The organism is Streptomyces sp. cg40 (assembly GCF_050320165.1).
GTDB lineage: Bacteria > Actinomycetota > Actinomycetes > Streptomycetales > Streptomycetaceae > Streptomyces > Streptomyces hokutonensis.
Window position 1 is genome coordinate 6,488,676 of the sequence record NZ_CP190128.1, and the last position, 19,644, is coordinate 6,508,319.

General features: G+C 67.4%; 11 protein-coding genes and 3 rRNA genes. 8 read left to right on the forward strand and 6 right to left on the reverse strand.

Going from position 1 to position 19,644, the window contains the following annotated elements; all coding sequences use genetic code 11:
• Nucleotides 1-12: 12 nt before the first annotated feature.
• Nucleotides 13-1,068, reverse strand: coding sequence for an RDD family protein (locus ACQHII_RS29205; RefSeq protein ID WP_427922067.1), 1,056 nt, complete (start codon nt 1,066-1,068; stop codon nt 13-15).
• A 128-nt stretch (nt 1,069-1,196) separates the two neighbouring features.
• Between ACQHII_RS29205 and ACQHII_RS29210 the strand changes: the two genes are divergently transcribed.
• The 4 genes from ACQHII_RS29210 (at nt 1,197) to rrf (ending at nt 7,932) form a co-directional block, all read left to right on the forward strand.
• Nucleotides 1,197-2,204, forward strand: a complete 1,008-nt coding sequence (locus tag ACQHII_RS29210; RefSeq protein WP_427922068.1) for a stage II sporulation protein M — start codon at nt 1,197-1,199, stop codon at nt 2,202-2,204.
• Nucleotides 2,205-2,773: 569 nt separating this feature from the next.
• Nucleotides 2,774-4,299, forward strand: a 16S ribosomal RNA gene (locus ACQHII_RS29215).
• Nucleotides 4,300-4,605: 306 nt separating this feature from the next.
• Nucleotides 4,606-7,728 (forward strand): 23S ribosomal RNA (locus tag ACQHII_RS29220).
• 87 nt (nt 7,729-7,815) lie between these two features.
• Nucleotides 7,816-7,932: ribosomal RNA gene (gene rrf, locus ACQHII_RS29225) — 5S ribosomal RNA — on the forward strand.
• The 16S, 23S and 5S rRNA genes sit together here, the layout of an rRNA operon.
• A gap of 99 nt (nt 7,933-8,031) precedes the next feature.
• On the opposite strand, the gene ACQHII_RS29230 is transcribed toward rrf, so the two are convergent.
• The 5 genes from ACQHII_RS29230 to ACQHII_RS29250 are packed head-to-tail and all read right to left on the reverse strand — an operon-like array spanning nt 8,032 to nt 13,660.
• Nucleotides 8,032-9,342 carry a DUF58 domain-containing protein gene (locus ACQHII_RS29230; protein ID WP_427922069.1) on the reverse strand — a complete coding sequence of 437 codons (1,311 nt, stop codon included), beginning with the start codon at nt 9,340-9,342 and terminating at the stop codon, nt 8,032-8,034.
• Nucleotides 9,342-10,334 (reverse strand): AAA family ATPase, encoded by a 993-nt coding sequence (locus ACQHII_RS29235; RefSeq protein ID WP_427922070.1) that lies wholly within the window; start codon nt 10,332-10,334, stop codon nt 9,342-9,344. Before ACQHII_RS29235 ends, ACQHII_RS29230 begins: the two co-directional genes overlap by 1 nt.
• Nucleotides 10,331-11,524: a DUF4350 domain-containing protein gene (locus ACQHII_RS29240; RefSeq protein ID WP_427922071.1), complete on the reverse strand. Its 1,194-nt coding sequence runs from the start codon at nt 11,522-11,524 to the stop codon at nt 10,331-10,333. The genes ACQHII_RS29235 and ACQHII_RS29240 overlap by 4 nt, the downstream gene beginning before the upstream one ends.
• A complete protein-coding gene (locus ACQHII_RS29245; protein ID WP_427922072.1) occupies nt 11,521-12,306 on the reverse strand; it encodes a DUF4129 domain-containing protein in 786 nt (261 codons plus the stop codon). Before ACQHII_RS29245 ends, ACQHII_RS29240 begins: the two co-directional genes overlap by 4 nt.
• A gap of 4 nt (nt 12,307-12,310) precedes the next feature.
• Nucleotides 12,311-13,660 carry a DUF7544 domain-containing protein gene (locus ACQHII_RS29250; protein ID WP_427922073.1) on the reverse strand — a complete coding sequence of 450 codons (1,350 nt, stop codon included), beginning with the start codon at nt 13,658-13,660 and terminating at the stop codon, nt 12,311-12,313.
• Nucleotides 13,661-13,800: 140 nt separating this feature from the next.
• Between ACQHII_RS29250 and mtnA the strand changes: the two genes are divergently transcribed.
• From mtnA to ACQHII_RS29270, 4 genes are read left to right on the forward strand one after another with little or no spacing between them, the layout of a single operon-like run.
• Nucleotides 13,801-14,940: an S-methyl-5-thioribose-1-phosphate isomerase gene (gene mtnA, locus ACQHII_RS29255; RefSeq protein WP_427922074.1), complete on the forward strand. Its 1,140-nt coding sequence runs from the start codon at nt 13,801-13,803 to the stop codon at nt 14,938-14,940.
• Between the two features lie 8 nt (nt 14,941-14,948).
• Nucleotides 14,949-15,638: a two-component system response regulator MtrA gene (gene mtrA, locus ACQHII_RS29260; protein WP_187284748.1), complete on the forward strand. Its 690-nt coding sequence runs from the start codon at nt 14,949-14,951 to the stop codon at nt 15,636-15,638.
• Nucleotide 15,639: 1 nt separating this feature from the next.
• Entirely contained in the window at nt 15,640-17,724 is a 2,085-nt protein-coding gene (gene mtrB, locus ACQHII_RS29265) for an MtrAB system histidine kinase MtrB (protein WP_427922075.1), read from the forward strand.
• Nucleotides 17,714-19,552 (forward strand): LpqB family beta-propeller domain-containing protein, encoded by a 1,839-nt coding sequence (locus tag ACQHII_RS29270; RefSeq protein ID WP_427922076.1) that lies wholly within the window; start codon nt 17,714-17,716, stop codon nt 19,550-19,552. The genes mtrB and ACQHII_RS29270 overlap by 11 nt, the downstream gene beginning before the upstream one ends.
• Nucleotides 19,553-19,644 lie beyond the last annotated feature (92 nt).

The following is a 19,644-nucleotide window of genomic DNA, read 5'->3' on the forward strand; positions in this document are numbered from 1 at the left end:
GGTGCAGGGGGCTCAGGCGGGTGGCGCGAATCCGCTGGAGGGCCGAGGCTCGGCGGGCGATGCCTTCTGCGGCGCCGGGGGCTGCGGGCCGGGCGCGGACGGGACCGGATCGGATTCCACGCCGCCCGCATTGGGCGAAGGGGGAGCGGATGGGGCCAACCAGCCTGCGGAGGCGGGCGCGGGAGCCGATCCGGAAGACCGAGGGGGAGCCGGAGGCTGCTGAGGAGCCGACGACGGCTGAAGCGCCGTGTTGCCGAACGCGCCCGGCACCCCGGTCCGGGGCCTGAACGTCTGAGACGGCGAGTGGGCGCCCGCCCCACGGTTCCCGAAGGCCCGCCGCATGTCCCGCTCCTGCCGCTCCTGCACCACCGCCGCCAGATACGCGGCCGGCGGAACACCCTGCGGCGCCGGGGTTCCCGTACGGGCCACGAGATCCGTGGCAAGCCGCTCGGCCATGGCCCAACCCACCTGCGGATCCAACTGCTGCATCCGCGTCAGGTACTGCCGGATGGCCAGCCACAACCCATCGGGAACGGCCGACAGATCGAGCTCGGCGAAACGTCCCGCCAACCAGACCGGCGGAGGCGGCACGAAGGACGTCTGTCCGGCGGGCACCCTTTCCCGTACGACCAAAGTGCCCGCGAACACATCCCCGAGCCGACGACCGCGCGCCGAAACGAGCGAGGCGATACAGGCGACGACCCCGAACGTCGTCAGGATCTCGATCACACCGATCGCACCCCGCACGAGCGCGTGCCGGAACCGGATCGGTCCGCCGTCGTCCCGCACCACGCGCAGCCCGAAGGCCAGCTTCCCGAGCGAACGCCCGTGGCTCAGCGTCTCCACCGCTATGGGCGCGCCCACCAGCACCAGCACGAAGGCCGCGATCGACAGCGCGATCTGCGCCGCGTCGTCCAAAGAGGCCGTGGAGAACATCAGAGCCACGCTCACGCCGATGTAGGCGACCATGGCCACGATCAGATCGAGCAAGACCGCCAGCGCCCTGCTGGGCAGCCTCGCGGGGCGCAACTCCAGCGCCACCGCCTCGCCCGTCACCAGCTCACTCACGCCTGCCGCCCTTCCCCTGCCCTGCCCCTGGAACAGCCAGTCTGCCAAGCTGAGGGCACATCGCGCCCCAGTACGACAAGCTGATCCCCAACGAGCAGTCGACGAGCAGCCGAGGAGCAGGCAACCAGATGGACCTCGACGTCTTCGTCTCGGCCCACCGAGCCGAGTGGGACCGCCTCGACGCGCTGCTCCGCCGCCAGCGTCGCCTCAACGGCTCCGAGGCCGATGAACTGGTCGCCCTCTACCAGCGAACGGCCACCCATCTCTCCCTGATCCAGTCCAGCGCCCCTGACCCCCAGCTCACCGGTCGGCTCAGTCAACTCGTGGCACGCGCGCGTAGTGCCGTGACAGGAACCCGTCGTGCGTCCTGGCGTGATGTCACGCACTTCCTGGGGCACAGTTTTCCGGCCGCGGTCTACAGGGCACGCCACTGGTGGGTCCCCACCGCGCTGCTGTCGACGGTGGTCGCGATCCTCCTGGGCTGGTGGATAGGCACCCACCCCGAGGTCCAGTCGGCCATTGCGGCCCCGAGTCAGCTGCGCCAACTCACGCGCCCCGGGGGCGAGTACGAGACCTACTACTCCAGCCACCCGGCAGCGGCCTTCTCGGCGCAGGTCTGGACGAACAACGCCCAAGCCGCCGCGATGTGCCTGGTCCTGGGAATCTTCCTGGGGCTACCGGTCCTCTGGATCCTCTTCGAGAACATGCTCAACCTCGGGGTCGGCATCGGCCTCATGTCATCGGCCGGCCGGCTCGACACATTCCTCGGCCTGATCCTCCCGCACGGTCTGCTCGAACTGACGGCAGTCTTCGTAGCGGCGGGTACGGGCATGCGCCTCGGCTGGACCCTCATCGACCCCGGCCCACGCACGCGCCGCACAGCCCTGGCCGAAGAGGGCCGAGCAGCCGTGGGCATGGCCATCGGCCTGGCCCTGGTCCTGTTCGTGTCAGGCGCCATCGAAGGCTTCGTCACGCCATCTGGCCTCCCCACCTGGGCCCGCATCGGCATCGGCATCATCGCCGAAGGCACCTTCCTGTCGTACGTCTACGTTTTGGGCGGCCGTGCCGTACGTGCCGGTGAGACGGGTGACGTCGAGGCATCCGAACGCAGCTCGACCGTGCCTACGGCTGCCTGATGTGCGGGCACAGCTGCTGAGCTGCTAGTCTCCTCTTCGCCCCAAAGGAGCCGTTGACACGGACCGGTCGGGGAGGTAGATTCGAACAGTTGCCTAGAACTGGATCTGGTCCGGTCGGTAACAGCGAGTGTCTGTCTGCTTCTGGGAACTTCGATTCCAAGGAAGCCACACTCCCGATGAATCGGAAAAGGGCGGTCGGTAAGTCCGGCCCGGAACTTCTGATAAAGTCGGAGTCGCCGGAAAGGGAAACGCGGAAGCGGGAACCTGGAAAGCGCCGAGGAAATCGGAACCGGAAACGGTCTGATAGAGTCGGAAACGCAAGACCGAAGGGAAAAGCCCGGAGGAAAGCCCGAGAGGGTGAGTACAAAGGAAGCGTCCGTTCCTTGAGAACTCAACAGCGTGCCAAAAATCAACGCCAGATATGTTGATACCCCGTCTCCGGCCGTCGATGTGATGGTTGGGGCGAGGTTCCTTTGAAGAAAACATACAGCGAGGACGCTGTGAACCGTCGGGCCTATTCCGCCCGGGGGTTCCGCTCTCGTGTGTGTGCACCGGATAACCGGTAAACATTCACGGAGAGTTTGATCCTGGCTCAGGACGAACGCTGGCGGCGTGCTTAACACATGCAAGTCGAACGATGAACCACTTCGGTGGGGATTAGTGGCGAACGGGTGAGTAACACGTGGGCAATCTGCCCTGCACTCTGGGACAAGCCCTGGAAACGGGGTCTAATACCGGATAATACTCTCGTACTCATGTGCGGGTGTTGAAAGCTCCGGCGGTGCAGGATGAGCCCGCGGCCTATCAGCTTGTTGGTGAGGTAATGGCTCACCAAGGCGACGACGGGTAGCCGGCCTGAGAGGGCGACCGGCCACACTGGGACTGAGACACGGCCCAGACTCCTACGGGAGGCAGCAGTGGGGAATATTGCACAATGGGCGGAAGCCTGATGCAGCGACGCCGCGTGAGGGATGACGGCCTTCGGGTTGTAAACCTCTTTCAGCAGGGAAGAAGCGCAAGTGACGGTACCTGCAGAAGAAGCGCCGGCTAACTACGTGCCAGCAGCCGCGGTAATACGTAGGGCGCAAGCGTTGTCCGGAATTATTGGGCGTAAAGAGCTCGTAGGCGGCTTGTCACGTCGGGTGTGAAAGCCCGGGGCTTAACCCCGGGTCTGCATTCGATACGGGCTAGCTAGAGTGTGGTAGGGGAGATCGGAATTCCTGGTGTAGCGGTGAAATGCGCAGATATCAGGAGGAACACCGGTGGCGAAGGCGGATCTCTGGGCCATTACTGACGCTGAGGAGCGAAAGCGTGGGGAGCGAACAGGATTAGATACCCTGGTAGTCCACGCCGTAAACGGTGGGAACTAGGTGTTGGCGACATTCCACGTCGTCGGTGCCGCAGCTAACGCATTAAGTTCCCCGCCTGGGGAGTACGGCCGCAAGGCTAAAACTCAAAGGAATTGACGGGGGCCCGCACAAGCAGCGGAGCATGTGGCTTAATTCGACGCAACGCGAAGAACCTTACCAAGGCTTGACATACACCGGAAAGCATTAGAGATAGTGCCCCCCTTGTGGTCGGTGTACAGGTGGTGCATGGCTGTCGTCAGCTCGTGTCGTGAGATGTTGGGTTAAGTCCCGCAACGAGCGCAACCCTTGTCCTGTGTTGCCAGCGTGCCCTTCGGGGTGACGGGGACTCACAGGAGACCGCCGGGGTCAACTCGGAGGAAGGTGGGGACGACGTCAAGTCATCATGCCCCTTATGTCTTGGGCTGCACACGTGCTACAATGGCCGGTACAATGAGCTGCGATACCGTGAGGTGGAGCGAATCTCAAAAAGCCGGTCTCAGTTCGGATTGGGGTCTGCAACTCGACCCCATGAAGTCGGAGTTGCTAGTAATCGCAGATCAGCATTGCTGCGGTGAATACGTTCCCGGGCCTTGTACACACCGCCCGTCACGTCACGAAAGTCGGTAACACCCGAAGCCGGTGGCCCAACCCCTTGTGGGAGGGAGCTGTCGAAGGTGGGACTGGCGATTGGGACGAAGTCGTAACAAGGTAGCCGTACCGGAAGGTGCGGCTGGATCACCTCCTTTCTAAGGAGCACTTCTCACCGGGTTCGCTCGGTCAGAGGCCAGTTCATCGGCGAACGTCCGGTGCTGGTTGCTCAAGGGTGGAACGTTGATTATTCGGTGTCACTGGCCGTCTCTGGCTGCAAGTACTGCTCTTCGGGGCGTGGAAAGCTGATCAGAGCGGTGGGGATACCGGGCACGCTGTTGGGTGTCTGAGGGTACGGCCGTGAGGTCGCCTTCAGTGCCGGCCCCAGTGAACTCCGGTGGTAGCCGGGGGTGATGGGTGGTTGGTCGTTGTTTGAGAACTGCACAGTGGACGCGAGCATCTGTGGCCAAGTTTTTAAGGGCGCACGGTGGATGCCTTGGCACCAGGAACCGATGAAGGACGTGGGAGGCCACGATAGTCCCCGGGGAGTCGTCAACCAGGCTTTGATCCGGGGGTTTCCGAATGGGGAAACCCGGCAGTCGTCATGGGCTGTCACCCATACCTGAACACATAGGGTATGTGGAGGGAACGCGGGGAAGTGAAACATCTCAGTACCCGCAGGAAGAGAAAACAACCGTGATTCCGGGAGTAGTGGCGAGCGAAACCGGATGAGGCCAAACCGTATGCGTGTGAGACCCGGCAGGGGTTGCGTATACGGGGTTGTGGGATCTCTCTTCTGTCGTCTGCCGGCGGCAGGACGAGTCAGAAACCGTTGATGTAGGCGAAGGACATGCGAAAGGTCCGGCGTAGAGGGTAAGACCCCCGTAGTCGAAACATCAGCGGCTCGTTTGAGAGACACCCAAGTAGCACGGGGCCCGAGAAATCCCGTGTGAATCTGGCGGGACCACCCGCTAAGCCTAAATATTCCCTGGTGACCGATAGCGGATAGTACCGTGAGGGAATGGTGAAAAGTACCGCGGGAGCGGAGTGAAATAGTACCTGAAACCGTGTGCCTACAAGCCGTGGGAGCGTCGGAGTGCATGCTTGCATGCACTCTCGTGACTGCGTGCCTTTTGAAGAATGAGCCTGCGAGTTTGCGGTGTGTTGCGAGGTTAACCCGTGTGGGGAAGCCGTAGCGAAAGCGAGTCCGAACAGGGCGATACAGTAGCGCGCTCAAGACCCGAAGCGGAGTGATCTAGCCATGGGCAGGTTGAAGCGGAGGTAAGACTTCGTGGAGGACCGAACCCACCAGGGTTGAAAACCTGGGGGATGACCTGTGGTTAGGGGTGAAAGGCCAATCAAACTCCGTGATAGCTGGTTCTCCCCGAAATGCATTTAGGTGCAGCGTCGTGTGTTTCTTGCCGGAGGTAGAGCACTGGATAGGCGATGGGCCCTACCGGGTTACTGACCTTAGCCAAACTCCGAATGCCGGTAAGTGAGAGCGCGGCAGTGAGACTGTGGGGGATAAGCTTCATGGTCGAGAGGGAAACAGCCCAGAGCATCGACTAAGGCCCCTAAGCGTACGCTAAGTGGGAAAGGATGTGGAGTCGCAGAGACAACCAGGAGGTTGGCTTAGAAGCAGCCACCCTTGAAAGAGTGCGTAATAGCTCACTGGTCTAGTGATTCCGCGCCGACAATGTAGCGGGGCTCAAGCGTACCGCCGAAGTCGTGTCATTCCAGCACATACGCCCAACGGCGGCTGGGATGGGTAGGGGAGCGTCGTGTGCCGGGTGAAGCCGCAGCGGAAGCTAGTGGTGGACGGTTCACGAGTGAGAATGCAGGCATGAGTAGCGATACACACGTGAGAAACGTGTGCGCCGATTGACTAAGGGTTCCTGGGTCAAGCTGATCTGCCCAGGGTAAGTCGGGACCTAAGGCGAGGCCGACAGGCGTAGTCGATGGATAACCGGTTGATATTCCGGTACCCGCTGTGAAGCGTCAAACATCGAGCATCGTGATGCTAAGGCCGTGAAGCCGTTCCGGACCCTTCGGGGAATGGAAAGTGGTGGAGCCGCCGGTCCAAGCGGTTAGTAGGTGAGTGATGGGGTGACGCAGGAAGGTAGTCCATCCCGGGCGGTGGTTGTCCCGGGGTAAGGGTGTAGCCCGTCATCTAGGCAAATCCGGATGACATGAGGGTGAGACCTGATGCCGAGCCGATTGTGGTGAAGTGGATGATCCTATGCTGTCGAGAAAAGCCTCTAGCGAGTTTCATGGCGGCCCGTACCCTAAACCGACTCAGGTGGTCAGGTAGAGAATACCGAGGCGTTCGGGTGAACTATGGTTAAGGAACTCGGCAAAATGCCCCCGTAACTTCGGGAGAAGGGGGGCCATCACCGGTGATCCGTTTTACACGGTGAGCTGGGGGTGGCCGCAGAGACCAGCGAGAAGCGACTGTTTACTAAAAACACAGGTCCGTGCGAAGCCGTAAGGCGATGTATACGGACTGACGCCTGCCCGGTGCTGGAACGTTAAGGGGACCGGTTAGTCACTCTTCGGGGTGGCGAAGCTGAGAACTTAAGCGCCAGTAAACGGCGGTGGTAACTATAACCATCCTAAGGTAGCGAAATTCCTTGTCGGGTAAGTTCCGACCTGCACGAATGGCGTAACGACTTCTCGACTGTCTCAACCATAGGCCCGGTGAAATTGCACTACGAGTAAAGATGCTCGTTTCGCGCAGCAGGACGGAAAGACCCCGGGACCTTTACTACAGTTTGATATTGGTGTTCGGTTCGGCTTGTGTAGGATAGCTGGGAGACTGTGAAGCCTGGACGCCAGTTCGGGTGGAGTCGTCGTTGAAATACCAGTCTGGTCGTGCTGGATGTCTAACCTGGGTCCGTGATCCGGATCAGGGACAGTGTCTGATGGGTAGTTTAACTGGGGCGGTTGCCTCCTAAAGAGTAACGGAGGCGCCCAAAGGTTCCCTCAGCCTGGTTGGCAATCAGGTGTTGAGTGTAAGTGCACAAGGGAGCTTGACTGTGAGACCGACGGGTCGAGCAGGGACGAAAGTCGGGACTAGTGATCCGGCGGTGGCTTGTGGAAGCGCCGTCGCTCAACGGATAAAAGGTACCCCGGGGATAACAGGCTGATCTTCCCCAAGAGTCCATATCGACGGGATGGTTTGGCACCTCGATGTCGGCTCGTCGCATCCTGGGGCTGGAGTCGGTCCCAAGGGTTGGGCTGTTCGCCCATTAAAGCGGTACGCGAGCTGGGTTTAGAACGTCGTGAGACAGTTCGGTCCCTATCCGCTGCGCGCGCAGGAACATTGAGAAGGGCTGTCCCTAGTACGAGAGGACCGGGACGGACGAACCTCTGGTGTGCCAGTTGTTCTGCCAAGGGCATGGCTGGTTGGCTACGTTCGGGAGGGATAACCGCTGAAAGCATCTAAGCGGGAAGCCTGCTTCGAGATGAGTGTTCCCACCCACTTGATGGGTTAAGGCTCCCAGTAGACGACTGGGTTGATAGGCCGGATCTGGAAGCCCAGTAATGGGTGGAGGTGACCGGTACTAATAGGCCGAGGGCTTGTCCTCAGTTGCTCGCGTCCACTGTGTTGGTTCTGAAACCACGAACAACCCCGTACAGGTCACGTGCGGTGCGGTTGATGTGTTTCATAGTGTTTCGGTGGTCATAGCGTGAGGGAAACGCCCGGTTACATTCCGAACCCGGAAGCTAAGCCTTACAGCGCCGATGGTACTGCAGGGGGGACCCTGTGGGAGAGTAGGACGCCGCCGAACAAATATTGCGAAAACCCCTGTACCGGATTCCGGTGCGGGGGTTTTCTGCGTTTAGGGGGCCTTGAAAAGAGGTCTGCTTTGCCAGCAGACCCTCTCGTATTACAGGCGCCCCGCTGCCTTGAGGGCCAGATATGCGTCCGCCAGTGCCGGTGCGAGGTCGTCCGGTGTCGCGTCGACGATGGTGACGCCATGCCGGCGGAGTTTTTCCGCGGTGCGGTCGCGTTCGGTCTGGGCGCGTGCCGCGGCTGCCGCTTCGTAGACAGCCTCCGTGGTTCCACGGGCCGTAGCCATGCGTGCGATGTGCGGATCTGCCACGGATGCCACCAGAACCGTATGGCGCTGGGTGAGTTGGGTGAGCACGGGAAGCAGACCCTCTTCTACGGGGGCCGCGTCGAGGCTTGTCAGTAGGACGATCAGGGAGCGGCGGGGTGCCGTGCGGATCGCGGTGGCTGCCAAGCCCCGGGCGTCAGTTTCGACGAGTTCCGGTTCGAGGGTCGCCATCGCGTTGACCAGTGAAGGGAGTACGTCGCGCGCGGTGCGGCCCTGGGCTAGGGCACGGACCCGGCGGTCGTAGGCGAGGAGGTCCACGCGGTCGCCGGCGCGGGATGCGAGGGCTGCAAGGAGCAGGGCGGCGTCCATGGAGGCGTCGAGGCGGGGGGCGTCGCCGACGCGGCCGGCCGAGGTGCGGCCGGTGTCGAGGACCAGGAGGATGTGGCGGTCGCGTTCCGGGCGCCAGGTGCGTACCGCGACCGTTGTTTGGCGGGCGGTGGCGCGCCAGTCGATGGAGCGGGTGTCGTCGCCGGGGACGTATTCGCGCAGGCTGTCGAACTCAGTTCCTTCGCCGCGGGTCAGCACGCTGGTGCGGCCGTCGAGTTCGCGTAGGCGGGCGAGCTTCGACGGGAGGTGCTTGCGGCTGGTGAACGGGGGCAGGACGCGTACTGCCCAGGGGACCACGTGCGTGCCCTGGCGGGTGAGGAGGCCGAGAGGGCCGTAGGAACGGATGGTCACCCGGTCTGCTTGGCGGTCTCCTCGGCGGGTGGGGCGTAGGCGGGTGGTGAGGCGGCGGCGTTCGCCGGGCGGGACCGTCAGGCGGTGGCGGGAGGCGGCGAATTCCGTGCCCGGGAGCCAGCTGCTGGGGGGCCACGCGTCGCGGATGCGGGCTCGGAGCGGGCGGCGGGACGGGTTGCTGACGGTCAGGGTGACGTCGACTGATTCGCCCAGGCGTACGGAGGCGTCGCCCGAACGGGTAAGGCTCAGGCGGCGTACGGGGGCGGCCAGGGCGAAGTCGCAGGCGCAGGCCACCGCCAAGGGGGCGTTGACGGCCAGGATGCCCGTCCAGCTGGGTTCCCAGATGCCTACGGGGAGGGAGCCCAGGGCTGCGAGGAGGGCGGCGCGGCCGGTGAGGGCCATCAGCGGGGGACCGGGACGTGGGCGAGGATCGCGTTGATGACGGAGTCCGCCGTCACGCCCTCCATCTCGGCCTCGGGGCGCAGTTGTACGCGGTGGCGGAGGGTGGGGAGTGCCAGGGCCTTCACGTCGTCGGGGATGACGTAGTCGCGGCCTGTGAGCCAGGCCCACGCGCGCGAGGTGGCGAGGAGGGCGGTGGCGCCGCGCGGGGACACGCCGAGGGCCAGGGACGGCGATTCGCGGGTGGCGCGGCAGATGTCGACTACGTAGGCGGTGATTTCGGGGGAGATCGTCGTCTTGGCGACCGCCGCGCGGGCTGCTTCGAGGTCGGCCGCGTTTGCTACGGGGCGCAGGCCGGCGGCGTGCAGGTCGCGCGGGTTGAAGCCTTCGGCGTGGCGGGTGAGGACGTCGATCTCGTCCTGGCGGGAGGGGAGGGGGATCGTCAGTTTGAGGAGGAAGCGGTCGAGTTGGGCCTCGGGGAGGGGGTACGTGCCCTCGTACTCGACGGGGTTCTGCGTCGCGGCGACCAGGAAGGGGTCGGGGAGGGGGCGCGGAGTGCCGTCGACCGTGACCTGGCGTTCTTCCATCGCTTCGAGGAGGGACGACTGAGTCTTCGGCGGGGTGCGGTTGATCTCGTCCGCGAGGAGGAGGTTGGTGAAGACCGGGCCGGGCTGGAAGCGGAACTCGGCGGAGCGGGTGTCGTAGACCAGGGAGCCGGTGACGTCGCTGGGCATCAGGTCCGGGGTGAACTGGATGCGCTTGGTGTCGAGTTCGAGTGCGGATGCGAGGGCGCGGACGAGCAACGTTTTGGCGACTCCGGGGACTCCTTCTAGTAGCACGTGTCCGCGGCAGAGGAGGGCGACGACGAGGCCGGTCACGGCGGGGTCCTGGCCGACCACGGCTTTGGCGATCTCGGCGCGCAGGGATTCGAGGGAGGCTCGGGCGGCGCCCGGATTCCCCGCAGGCCCGGCGTTGTCAGTGGTCGGGTCCATCATGGACGGCGTACCTCTCTTTCGAGGGCGTCGAGTTGGTCGGCGAGTGCGATGAGGGCCGCGTCGTCGCTGGGCGGCGGGCCGAAGAGGAGGGAGTGCAGGGTCTGTCCGTCGCCGTGAAGGTGGGCGGAGAGCGCGGGGAGCAGGGCCTCGGGCGCGTGCGCCTGGGAGACGGGGACGCCTACGAGGGGGGCGAGGCGGGTGCGGGTGGTGGAGCGCAGAGCGGTGGCCGCGCGGTCGCGGGCGTTGGCCTTGCGGTAGAGGCGGGCGCGGCCTTCGACGGTTTCGGAGGCGCGGATCGCCACGGGGAGTCTTTCGGGTACCAGGGGGCCGAGTCGGCGTGCCCGCCAGAGGGCGGTCAGGGCTGCGGCGATGAATAGCTGCAGGGTGCCCCAGAGCCAGCCCGAGGGGAGCAGGTCGAAGAAGCTCTGACTGCCGGAGTCGGTGGCCGAGGTGTCGGACAGCGAGGGGAGGTACCAGACCAGATGGGGGCGGGAGCCGAGGAGTTGGAGGGCGAGCGAGGCGTTGCCCTGCTTGTCGAGACGCTTGTTGAAGAGGATGTCGGGCGCGCCGATGACGACGGTGTCGCCGCCCCCGGACGCATCCGGGAGCCGGAGCAGGGTCGGCCGGCCGTCGCTGGGGTAGCACTCGTCGGCGTCGGTGGCCGTGGTCGTGTACCGGTAGTCGCCGGTTTCCGCGTCGCCCGCGCGCTGGGCGGCGGGCATCGAGCAGTCGGGGGAGAGCGGCGAGTCGAAGCTGGGCCCGGGGTCCACGGTGACTTTGGGGGCGAGCCGGTTCAGGGACGGGGCGCCGGGGGCGACGAGAATCGTACGGCTGCCGGAGTTCGCGAACGCCGCGTGCAGGCCGGCCTGTTGCTGCTTGGTCAGCAGGTCCGGGACGGCGACCAGGAGGGTGGTGTCCGGGCCGGCCGCGGCGCGGGCCTGGGCCAGGGTCGAGACCACGCGCGTGGACACGCCCCGGTCGCCGAGGAGTTCGGCGACGGCGCGGCTGCCGTAGGGGTCGGCGGAGCGCGGGTCGAGGTCGCCGTGCCGGGCGTCGGAGCGGATCGCGGCGATCGCGACGGCGGCCGCCATGAGGAGCACGAGCGCGAGGACGATGCCACGCGCGCGGGTCCACACCTGGCGGACGGTGGGCGAGGCCGAGGTGGCGGGAAGCGTGGCCTCCGTGGTCATTCGGCGGCCCCCTGGCTGGTGTGGTGGGCCGTGCTGTGGGCGCTGCTCGTGAGGACGGGCCTGGTCCGCTCCAGGGCGCGGTCGAGTTCGGCGATGCGGCGGTACGACTGCTCGCTCGCGCCGCGTCCGCCGTACGTCACGTCGTCGAAGTGCCCGGCGGCGGCGCGCAGTTCGTCCGTGTGCGACGGGAGTGCGCGGCCGGCTTCCGCGACCGCCTCGTCTGCGGTGCGGCCGGGGCGGACGTCGAGCAGGGCGCGTTCCTCCAGGGAGCGGACGATGGCCCGCATGCGTTCCTGCACGGCAGGGTTCCAGTGTCCCTGGGCGGCGTGTGCCTCGGCGGCCGAGCGGTGTTCGGCGGCGCTTCGGGGCCGGTCGTCGAACAGGGGAGCGGTGGAGGTGGCTTCGCGGCGCGGAGTGCCGAGGCGCCACCACAGGGCGGCCACGACCGCGAGGACGACCAGGATGACGACTATCAGGCCGAGCGTTCCGCCGGGAGTCGCCTCCGATGCCCTGCCGAACAGTTTGTCGACCCAGCGGGAGATGGCGTCCACGGCTCGTTGCACCAGGCTGGGGTCGTTCTCGTGGTACATCTGCTTCGACAGTTCACGCCGGGCAGCCTCCCGCGCGGGGTCGCGCGGGATCGTCACCGGCGGCTCGTCTCCCGAGAGGGCCGACGACCGTACGACTGTGCCGTGGGCGCGCAGCAGCGCCCTCGTGGCCGATTCGGCGATGTGCGGCAGCGCCGCGGGCACCGCTGTGAGAACTCCCCCCGCCAGGCTCACCGCATCAGCCCCCCGGGGTGGGGCCGGGGGCGGCGGTGCCGTAGTCCTGGACGCCGGCGGCACGGGCCAGGTCGAGGTCGAGGGCCTCGCGGCGGATGCGCTGGTCGATGTACAGGAGTACGGTGACGCCCGCCGTGATCGGGAACGAGATCATGCGGCCGATCACCGCGCCGAGACCGCTGATGATGAGGAATGTCCAGCCCACGTCACCGGTGCCGTTGACGAGGCCGCTGAGGCCGTCGCCGCTCAGCACTCCGGCGATGAAGGCGAACGGGATCACGAGGATGGACGACAGGATGCTCGCGATGATCTGGGCGAGCAGCTGGATGCCGAAGATCCGCCACCAGGAGCCGCGCACCAGCTTCGCGGAGCGGCTCATCGACTTCAGGATGCCCTGCTTCTCCAGCATCAGCGCGGGCGAGGCCAGGGAGAAGCGGATCGCCAGCCAGAGCGTGACGACGCAGCCTGCGAGGCCACCGATGACGGCGAGTGCGATGCCCCCGTCCTGGGATCCGGTGACGGCCACGATGATGCCGGGCACGGTGGGGATGCCGATCAGGGCGATGGCCATGAGGATCAGCAGGCAGATCAGGCCGAACAGCCTGAGCACCTGGGGGCGGGCGTCACGCCAGGCTTCCGTGGCGGTGACCGGCTTGCCGAGGACGGCGCGGCTGGTGACGGCCGTGAGCAGGGAGGTGGCGATGACCGTGCCGATGAGGGCGACCAGGTAGACGACGCCGGTGCTGAGGAAGGCCTCGCTCATCGCGCGGGTCACTTCGGAGGCGCTGGCGTTCGGGTCGTCGAGGGCGCTGGTGCTGCTGAGGTCGCTGAAGGCGAAGCCCTGGACGAGGACGACGATGGTCTGCATGACGACTGCGACGGTGAGCGAGATGCCCAGGACCGTGCGCCAGTAGGTGCGCATGGTGGAGACGGCGCCGTCGAGGATCTCGCCGACGCCGAGCGGGCGGAGCGGGATCACACCGGGCTTGGCCGCGGGCGGGGGACCGCCCCAGCCGGCTCCCCAGCCGGGAGCGCCGTAGCCGCCGGGTCCGCCGTATCCCCCAGGTCCGCCGGGGCCTGCCGGGCCTCCGGGGTGGCCTCCGCCCCAGCCCGGGCCGGGCGGTGGGGGCGGTGCCTGGCCGGGTCCCTGGGCGCCGGTGGGCGCGGACCACTGGGCCGGTGGCGGCTGCTCCTTGGACCACTGTGGGCCGGTGCCCGACGGGTCCGTGCCGGGCTGGTCCGCGGGCTGCGCGGGGCCGGAGCCGTCGGTCGGTTCGGTGGGACCGGAGGCGCCGGGCTCGGGCCCGTCGGGCGGGGCGGATCCGGGCGAGGCCCAGCCCGGAGTGTCGTTCATCGTCGCTCCTTCACGGTGCCCGTCCGCGGGCGCGGCGGCAGGTTGGCAGCCATCGTGCCATGGGGTGGTCGACCGGTGACCGGCCGCGGTATGGGCTGCACACCTTCAATTGTCCGCGGGATACGGGGCAGACTGACCGCATGGCTGATCAGTACGCGCAATCCGGCGAGGACGGCCGGCCGACCGAGATACCCGCGATCCGCTGGGACGAGCCCCCGGAGGGACCCGTGCTGGTCCTGCTCGACCAGACGAGACTGCCGGCCGAGGAGGTCGAGCTGGTGTGCACGGACGCCTCCGCGCTGGTGGAGGCGATCGGTTCGCTGGCGGTGCGCGGGGCGCCGCTGCTCGGCATCGCGGGGGCGTACGGGGTCGCGCTCGCCGCCGCGCGGGGCTTCGACGTGGACGAGGCCGCGCTGGCGCTGGCGGGCGCCCGGCCGACCGCGGTGAACCTCTCCGTCGGCGTGCGCAGGGCCCAGGCCGCGCACCGTGACGCGGTGGCCAAGGGAGGTGGTCCCGAGCAGGCGGCGGGGGCCGCGCTGGCGGCGGCGCGGCGGTTGCACCGGGAGGACGCCGAGGCCAGCGCACGGATGGCCGCACACGGGCTGGCCCTGCTGGACGAGCTGCTGCCCGGTGGCGGGCACCGGATTCTGACGCACTGCAACACCGGTGCGCTGGTGTCGGGCGGTGAGGGCACGGCCTTCGCGGTGGCGCTCGCGGCGCACCGGGACGGGCGGCTGCGGCGGCTCTGGGTGGACGAAACGCGTCCATTGCTGCAAGGTGCTCGCCTGACGGCTTATGAGGCGGCGCGCAACGGTATGGCGTACACCTTGCTCACGGACAATGCGGCGGGCTCCTTGTTCGCGGCCGGGGAGGTGGATGCGGTGCTGATCGGGGCGGACCGGATCGCCGCCGACGGTTCGGTGGCGAACAAGGTGGGGAGCTATCCGCTCGCCGTGCTCGCCCGGTACCACCATGTGCCGTTCATCGTGGTGGCGCCGGTGACGACGGTGGATCCGGACACGCCGGACGGGGCGTCCATCGAGGTGGAGCAGCGCCCCGGATTCGAAGTGACGGAGATCACGTCACCCCAAGTGACGGTGTCGGGAGCGGGAGGCGGGATTCCGGTGGCACCTCTGGGGACCCAGGCCTACAACCCGGCGTTCGACGTGACGCCTCCCGAGCTGGTGACGGCGATCGTCACCGAAGAAGGCGCTGTTTCGCCTGTGACGGCGGAGGCGCTGGCAGAGCTGTGTGACAGGTCACGACAGGTAACGATTTAGTTAATGGGATGATGTCGTTTATGAAGGGACGAGTCCTTGTCGTCGATGACGACACCGCACTGGCCGAGATGCTCGGCATTGTGTTGCGTGGTGAAGGTTTTGAGCCGTCTTTCGTAGCCGACGGCGACAAGGCGCTGGCCGCTTTCCGTGAGAGCAAGCCCGACCTGGTGCTCCTGGACCTGATGCTGCCCGGACGGGACGGTATCGAGGTGTGCCGCCTGATCAGGGCGGAGTCCGGGGTGCCGATCGTGATGCTCACGGCGAAGAGCGACACCGTCGATGTCGTGGTGGGCCTCGAGTCCGGCGCCGACGACTACATCGTGAAGCCGTTCAAGCCGAAGGAGTTGGTCGCCCGGATCCGGGCGAGGCTGCGGAGGTCGGAGGAGCCGGCGCCCGAGCAGCTCGCCATAGGCGATCTGGTCATCGACGTGGCCGGTCACTCCGTGAAGCGGGACGGGCAGTCGATCGCGCTGACGCCGCTGGAGTTCGACCTGCTGGTCGCGCTGGCCCGTAAGCCCTGGCAGGTGTTCACGCGTGAGGTGCTCCTGGAGCAGGTCTGGGGCTACCGGCACGCGGCGGACACCCGTCTGGTCAACGTGCATGTCCAGCGGCTGCGTTCCAAGGTCGAGAAGGACCCGGAGCGGCCGGAGATCGTGGTGACCGTCCGCGGCGTCGGCTACAAGGCGGGACCGAGCTGACATGTCCAGGGACAGCGCCGCTTCGGCACCCGGGGGGACCGGGGCCCGCGCGGGGCGGCCTGTCGGCCGGACGGCGGCGGGCTCCCGCTGGGCACGCCTGCTGGAGGGCGGGCTGCTGCAGGGTGGGGTCCAGGGCAGCCCGGTCCTGCGCCTGTTCATGCGCTGGGTGCGCCGGCCGCTGCTGCCGGTCATGCGGCTGTGGCGGCGCAACATCCAGCTCAAGGTCGTCGTCACCACCCTGCTGATGTCGCTGGGCGTCGTCCTGCTGCTGGGCTTCGTCGTCATCGGCCAGGTGCGCAACGGCCTGCTGGACGCCAAGGTGAAGGCCTCGCAGAGCCAGGCCACGGGTGGGTTCGCCGTGGCCAAGCAGCGGGCCGACGAGGCGGCCACCGGGACCGCCGACGACGGCTCCGCGACCGGCGGCAGCTCCCCGCAGAACGTCATCTCCTGGATGAGCGACCTCGTGTCGTCGCTGTCCAGCGGCGGCCAGGGAGCCTTCGACGTGGTGACGCTGCCTGCGGGCGCGGACAGCGGCGCCGGTCGCAGCCCGCGCGGTTCCGGGTACGTCGACCCGTCCGCCAGCGTGCCCGAAGCCCTGCGCGCCCGCGTCAACGACAACACCTCGGCGGCCCAGAGCTACACCCGGATCATCTACAGCAACGGCAAGGAGTCCCAGCCCGCGCTGGTCGTCGGCAAGCAGGTCAACGACCCGAACAACAACCCGTACCAGCTGTACTACCTCTTCCCGCTCACCCAGGAGGAGAAGTCGCTGAGCCTGGTCAAGGGGACGCTGGCGACGGCCGGGCTCTTCGTCGTCGTACTCCTCGGGGCCATCGCCTGGCTCGTGGTGCGGCAGGTCGTCACGCCGGTGCGGATGGCCGCCGGGATCGCCGAGCGGCTGTCCGCCGGGCGCCTCCAGGAGCGGATGAAGGTCACCGGCGAGGACGACATCGCGCGGCTCGGCGAGGCCTTCAACAAGATGGCGCAGAACCTCCAGCTGAAGATCCAGCAGCTGGAGGACCTGTCGCGGATGCAGCGCCGGTTCGTGTCCGACGTGTCGCACGAGCTGCGGACGCCGCTGACGACCGTACGCATGGCGGCCGATGTCATCCATGACGCGCGCGTGGACTTCGATCCGATGACCGCGCGGTCTGCGGAACTGCTGGCCGACCAGCTGGACCGGTTCGAGACGCTGCTCGCCGACCTGCTGGAGATCAGCCGCTTCGACGCGGGAGCGGCGGCCCTGGAGGCCGAGGCGATAGACCTCAGGGAGGTCGTACGGCGGGTCATCAGCGGGGCCGAGCCGCTCGCCGAGCGCAAGGGCACGCAGATACGCGTCGTGGGCGACCAGCAGCCCGTGGTCGCCGAGGCCGATGCCCGGCGGGTGGAGCGGGTGCTGCGCAATCTCGTCGTCAACGCCGTGGAGCACGGCGAGGGCAAGGACGTCATAGTCAAACTCGCCACCGCGGGCGGGGCGGTCGCCATCGCGGTGCGCGACTACGGGGTGGGGCTCAAGCCCGGCGAGGCGACCCGGGTGTTCAGCCGCTTCTGGCGGGCGGACCCGGCACGCGCCCGTACCACCGGTGGTACGGGCCTGGGGCTGTCCATCGCCCTGGAGGACGCGCGGCTGCACGGCGGCTGGCTGCAGGCGTGGGGTGAGCCGGGCGGCGGTTCACAGTTCCGGCTGACGCTGCCGAGGACCGCCGACGAACCGCTGCGGGGCTCGCCGATACCCCTGGAGCCCAAGGACTCACGCCGTAATCGTGGACTTAATGACGCCGGTCTGCCGAGCGGGGGCGGAGACAAGCGCGCAACGGTCCCGGTGCAGCCGATGGGCGACCAGGGACCGCCGATACCCGCGCGGACCCCGATCGCCCCGAGGCTGACCGCCACGACCGCGACAGCGGACCCGACGGCGCTGCCCGGCAACGGCGCGCGCGTAGTACCGCGGCCGACCGGCGGCACGCGGCGCCAGGAGGACCGGCCGACCGCGGACGCGCCTCGGAACGACACCGCGCGCGGGACGGACCCGGACGTCGTGCCGGAGGAATCGAACAAGCAGGGGGAGGCATCTCGTGGGCGCTGACCGCGAGGGGGGCGCCCGGCGAAAGCCGGCTCGCGCGGCGGCGTACGTCGTGTGTGGCGTCGTAGTGCTGGCGGGATGTGCCTCGATGCCGGACAGCGGGGACCTCCGGGGTGTCGAGTCGACGCCGCGGCAGGACACCCAGGTGCGGGTTTTCGCGATGCCTCCCCGGGAGGACGCGACGCAGGCGGAGATCGTGCAGGGCTTCCTGGAGGCGCTGACCAGCGACGATCCGAACTATAAGACGGCACGCCTGTACCTGACCGCCAAGGCGGCGCGGAACTGGCAGCCCGAGGCGTCCACCACGGTGCTCGCCGACGGGCCGAGCACGGAGGTAGTCCATCCCCCCGGCGGCCGGGATGACAGCGACGCCTTCACGTACGCGCTCACCGGTGACCGGGTCGCCACGGTGGACTCGCAGCAGGCGTACTCGCCGGCGGACGGCCAGTACAGCCAGCGGGTGCACCTGGTGAAGGACGCGAAGAGCGGGCAGTGGCGCATCGACGGGCTGCCCCAGGGCGTCGTCATGGGCAGCTCGGACTTCCAACGCAACTACATGTCGGTCAACAAGTACTACTTTGCGTCGAACACGACGGCCGGGACGACCTCGCAGCCGATCGCCGTGGCGGACCCCGTGTTCGTACGGCGGCGGGTGGACCCCATGACGCAGATGGTGCGTTCGCTCCTCGACGGGCCCACCAGCTGGCTCGGGCCCGTGGTCAGGTCGAGCTTCCCCACCGGGACAGCCCTGCGCAAGGGGGTCACCTCGCTGACCCCCGACGACCAGAACAAGCTGACCGTCCCGTTGAACCAGAAGGCCTCGCGGGTGGGGCTGGCCCGGTGCAACGAGATGGCGACCCAGATCCTCTACACGCTGCAGACCATGACCCCGACGGTCGACGAGGTCGAGCTGCAGGCCGCCAACGGCGCACAGCTGTGCGTGTACTCCGAGAACAACGCGGAGTCCCTCGTGACGCGCGGGCCCGTGAACCACCCCGTGTACCTGTACTTCCTCGACGACAAGCACCGGGTGGTGCGGATACCCGGCGGCAGCAGGGGCACGCACACCGAGGCGGTGCCGGGTCCGATGGGCGAGGGCACCAAGCCGCTGGGATCGGTGGCGGTGTCGCGCGACGAGGAGAGCGGGGCCGGGGTCAGCCTCGACGGAAAGTCGCTCTACGTCGGGTCGATGGTGTCGGGCGCGTCCCTCGGGGACCCCGTGCTGACCAGTCAGGGCAAGACGGCGGACGACCGGCTGACGCCTCCCAGCTGGGATGTGCAGGGTGATCTCTGGGTGGCCGACCGGGACCCGAAGAACCCCCGGCTGCTCCTGTTGCAGAGGGGCGCCGGCCAGCCGATCGCGGTCGACACCCTGGGGCTGGACGGCCGGATCGAGTCGGTCCGGGTGGCGGCCGACGGGGTGCGGATCGCCCTCGTCGTGGAGAAGGACGGCAAGCAGTCCCTGCAGATCGGGCGAATCCAGCGGAGCGGCGCGACCGGGGAGCAGCCGGTGGTCTCGGTCCTCGAACTGCGTTCCGCGACCCCGGACCTGGAGGAGATCACGGCCATGTCGTGGGCCGGGGACAGCCGGCTCGTGGTGGTCGGGCGCGCGAAGGGCGGCGTGCAGCAGATGCGGTACGTCCAGGTCGACGGCTCCACTCCGGAGGGCCCGGCGCCCACGGCCCTGACCGGCGTGAAGGAGATCGCCGCGTCCGAGGACGAGAAGCTGCCGCTGGTGGCCTACTCGGAGGACGGGATCGTACGGCTGCCCACCGGGGCGCAGTGGCAGAAGGTGGTCAAGACGGGGTCGGCGCCGGTTTATCCGGGGTGAGGGCGATCACCGGTTCAACTGGGTTGATTCGCTTGTCGGTTGACCTGGGGTGAAGCAGTGAGGAGCGGCCGTTTCCGGTCGGGCTGAGGCTC

Bases quoted from the DNA above. Each gene is read 5' to 3' on its own strand.
- ACQHII_RS29230 (WP_427922069.1), bottom strand. From the start codon at position 9,342: ATGGCCCTCACCGGCCGCGCCGCCCTCCTCGCAGCCCTGGGCTCCCTC.
- mtrB (WP_427922075.1), top strand. From the start codon at position 15,640: ATGTCCAGGGACAGCGCCGCTTCGGCACCCGGGGGGACCGGGGCCCGC.
- ACQHII_RS29250 (WP_427922073.1), bottom strand. From the start codon at position 13,660: ATGAACGACACTCCGGGCTGGGCCTCGCCCGGATCCGCCCCGCCCGAC.
- ACQHII_RS29235 (WP_427922070.1), bottom strand. From the start codon at position 10,334: ATGATGGACCCGACCACTGACAACGCCGGGCCTGCGGGGAATCCGGGC.
- ACQHII_RS29210 (WP_427922068.1), top strand. From the start codon at position 1,197: ATGGACCTCGACGTCTTCGTCTCGGCCCACCGAGCCGAGTGGGACCGC.
- mtrA (WP_187284748.1), top strand. From the start codon at position 14,949: ATGATGTCGTTTATGAAGGGACGAGTCCTTGTCGTCGATGACGACACC.
- mtnA (WP_427922074.1), top strand. From the start codon at position 13,801: ATGGCTGATCAGTACGCGCAATCCGGCGAGGACGGCCGGCCGACCGAG.
- ACQHII_RS29240 (WP_427922071.1), bottom strand. From the start codon at position 11,524: ATGACCACGGAGGCCACGCTTCCCGCCACCTCGGCCTCGCCCACCGTC.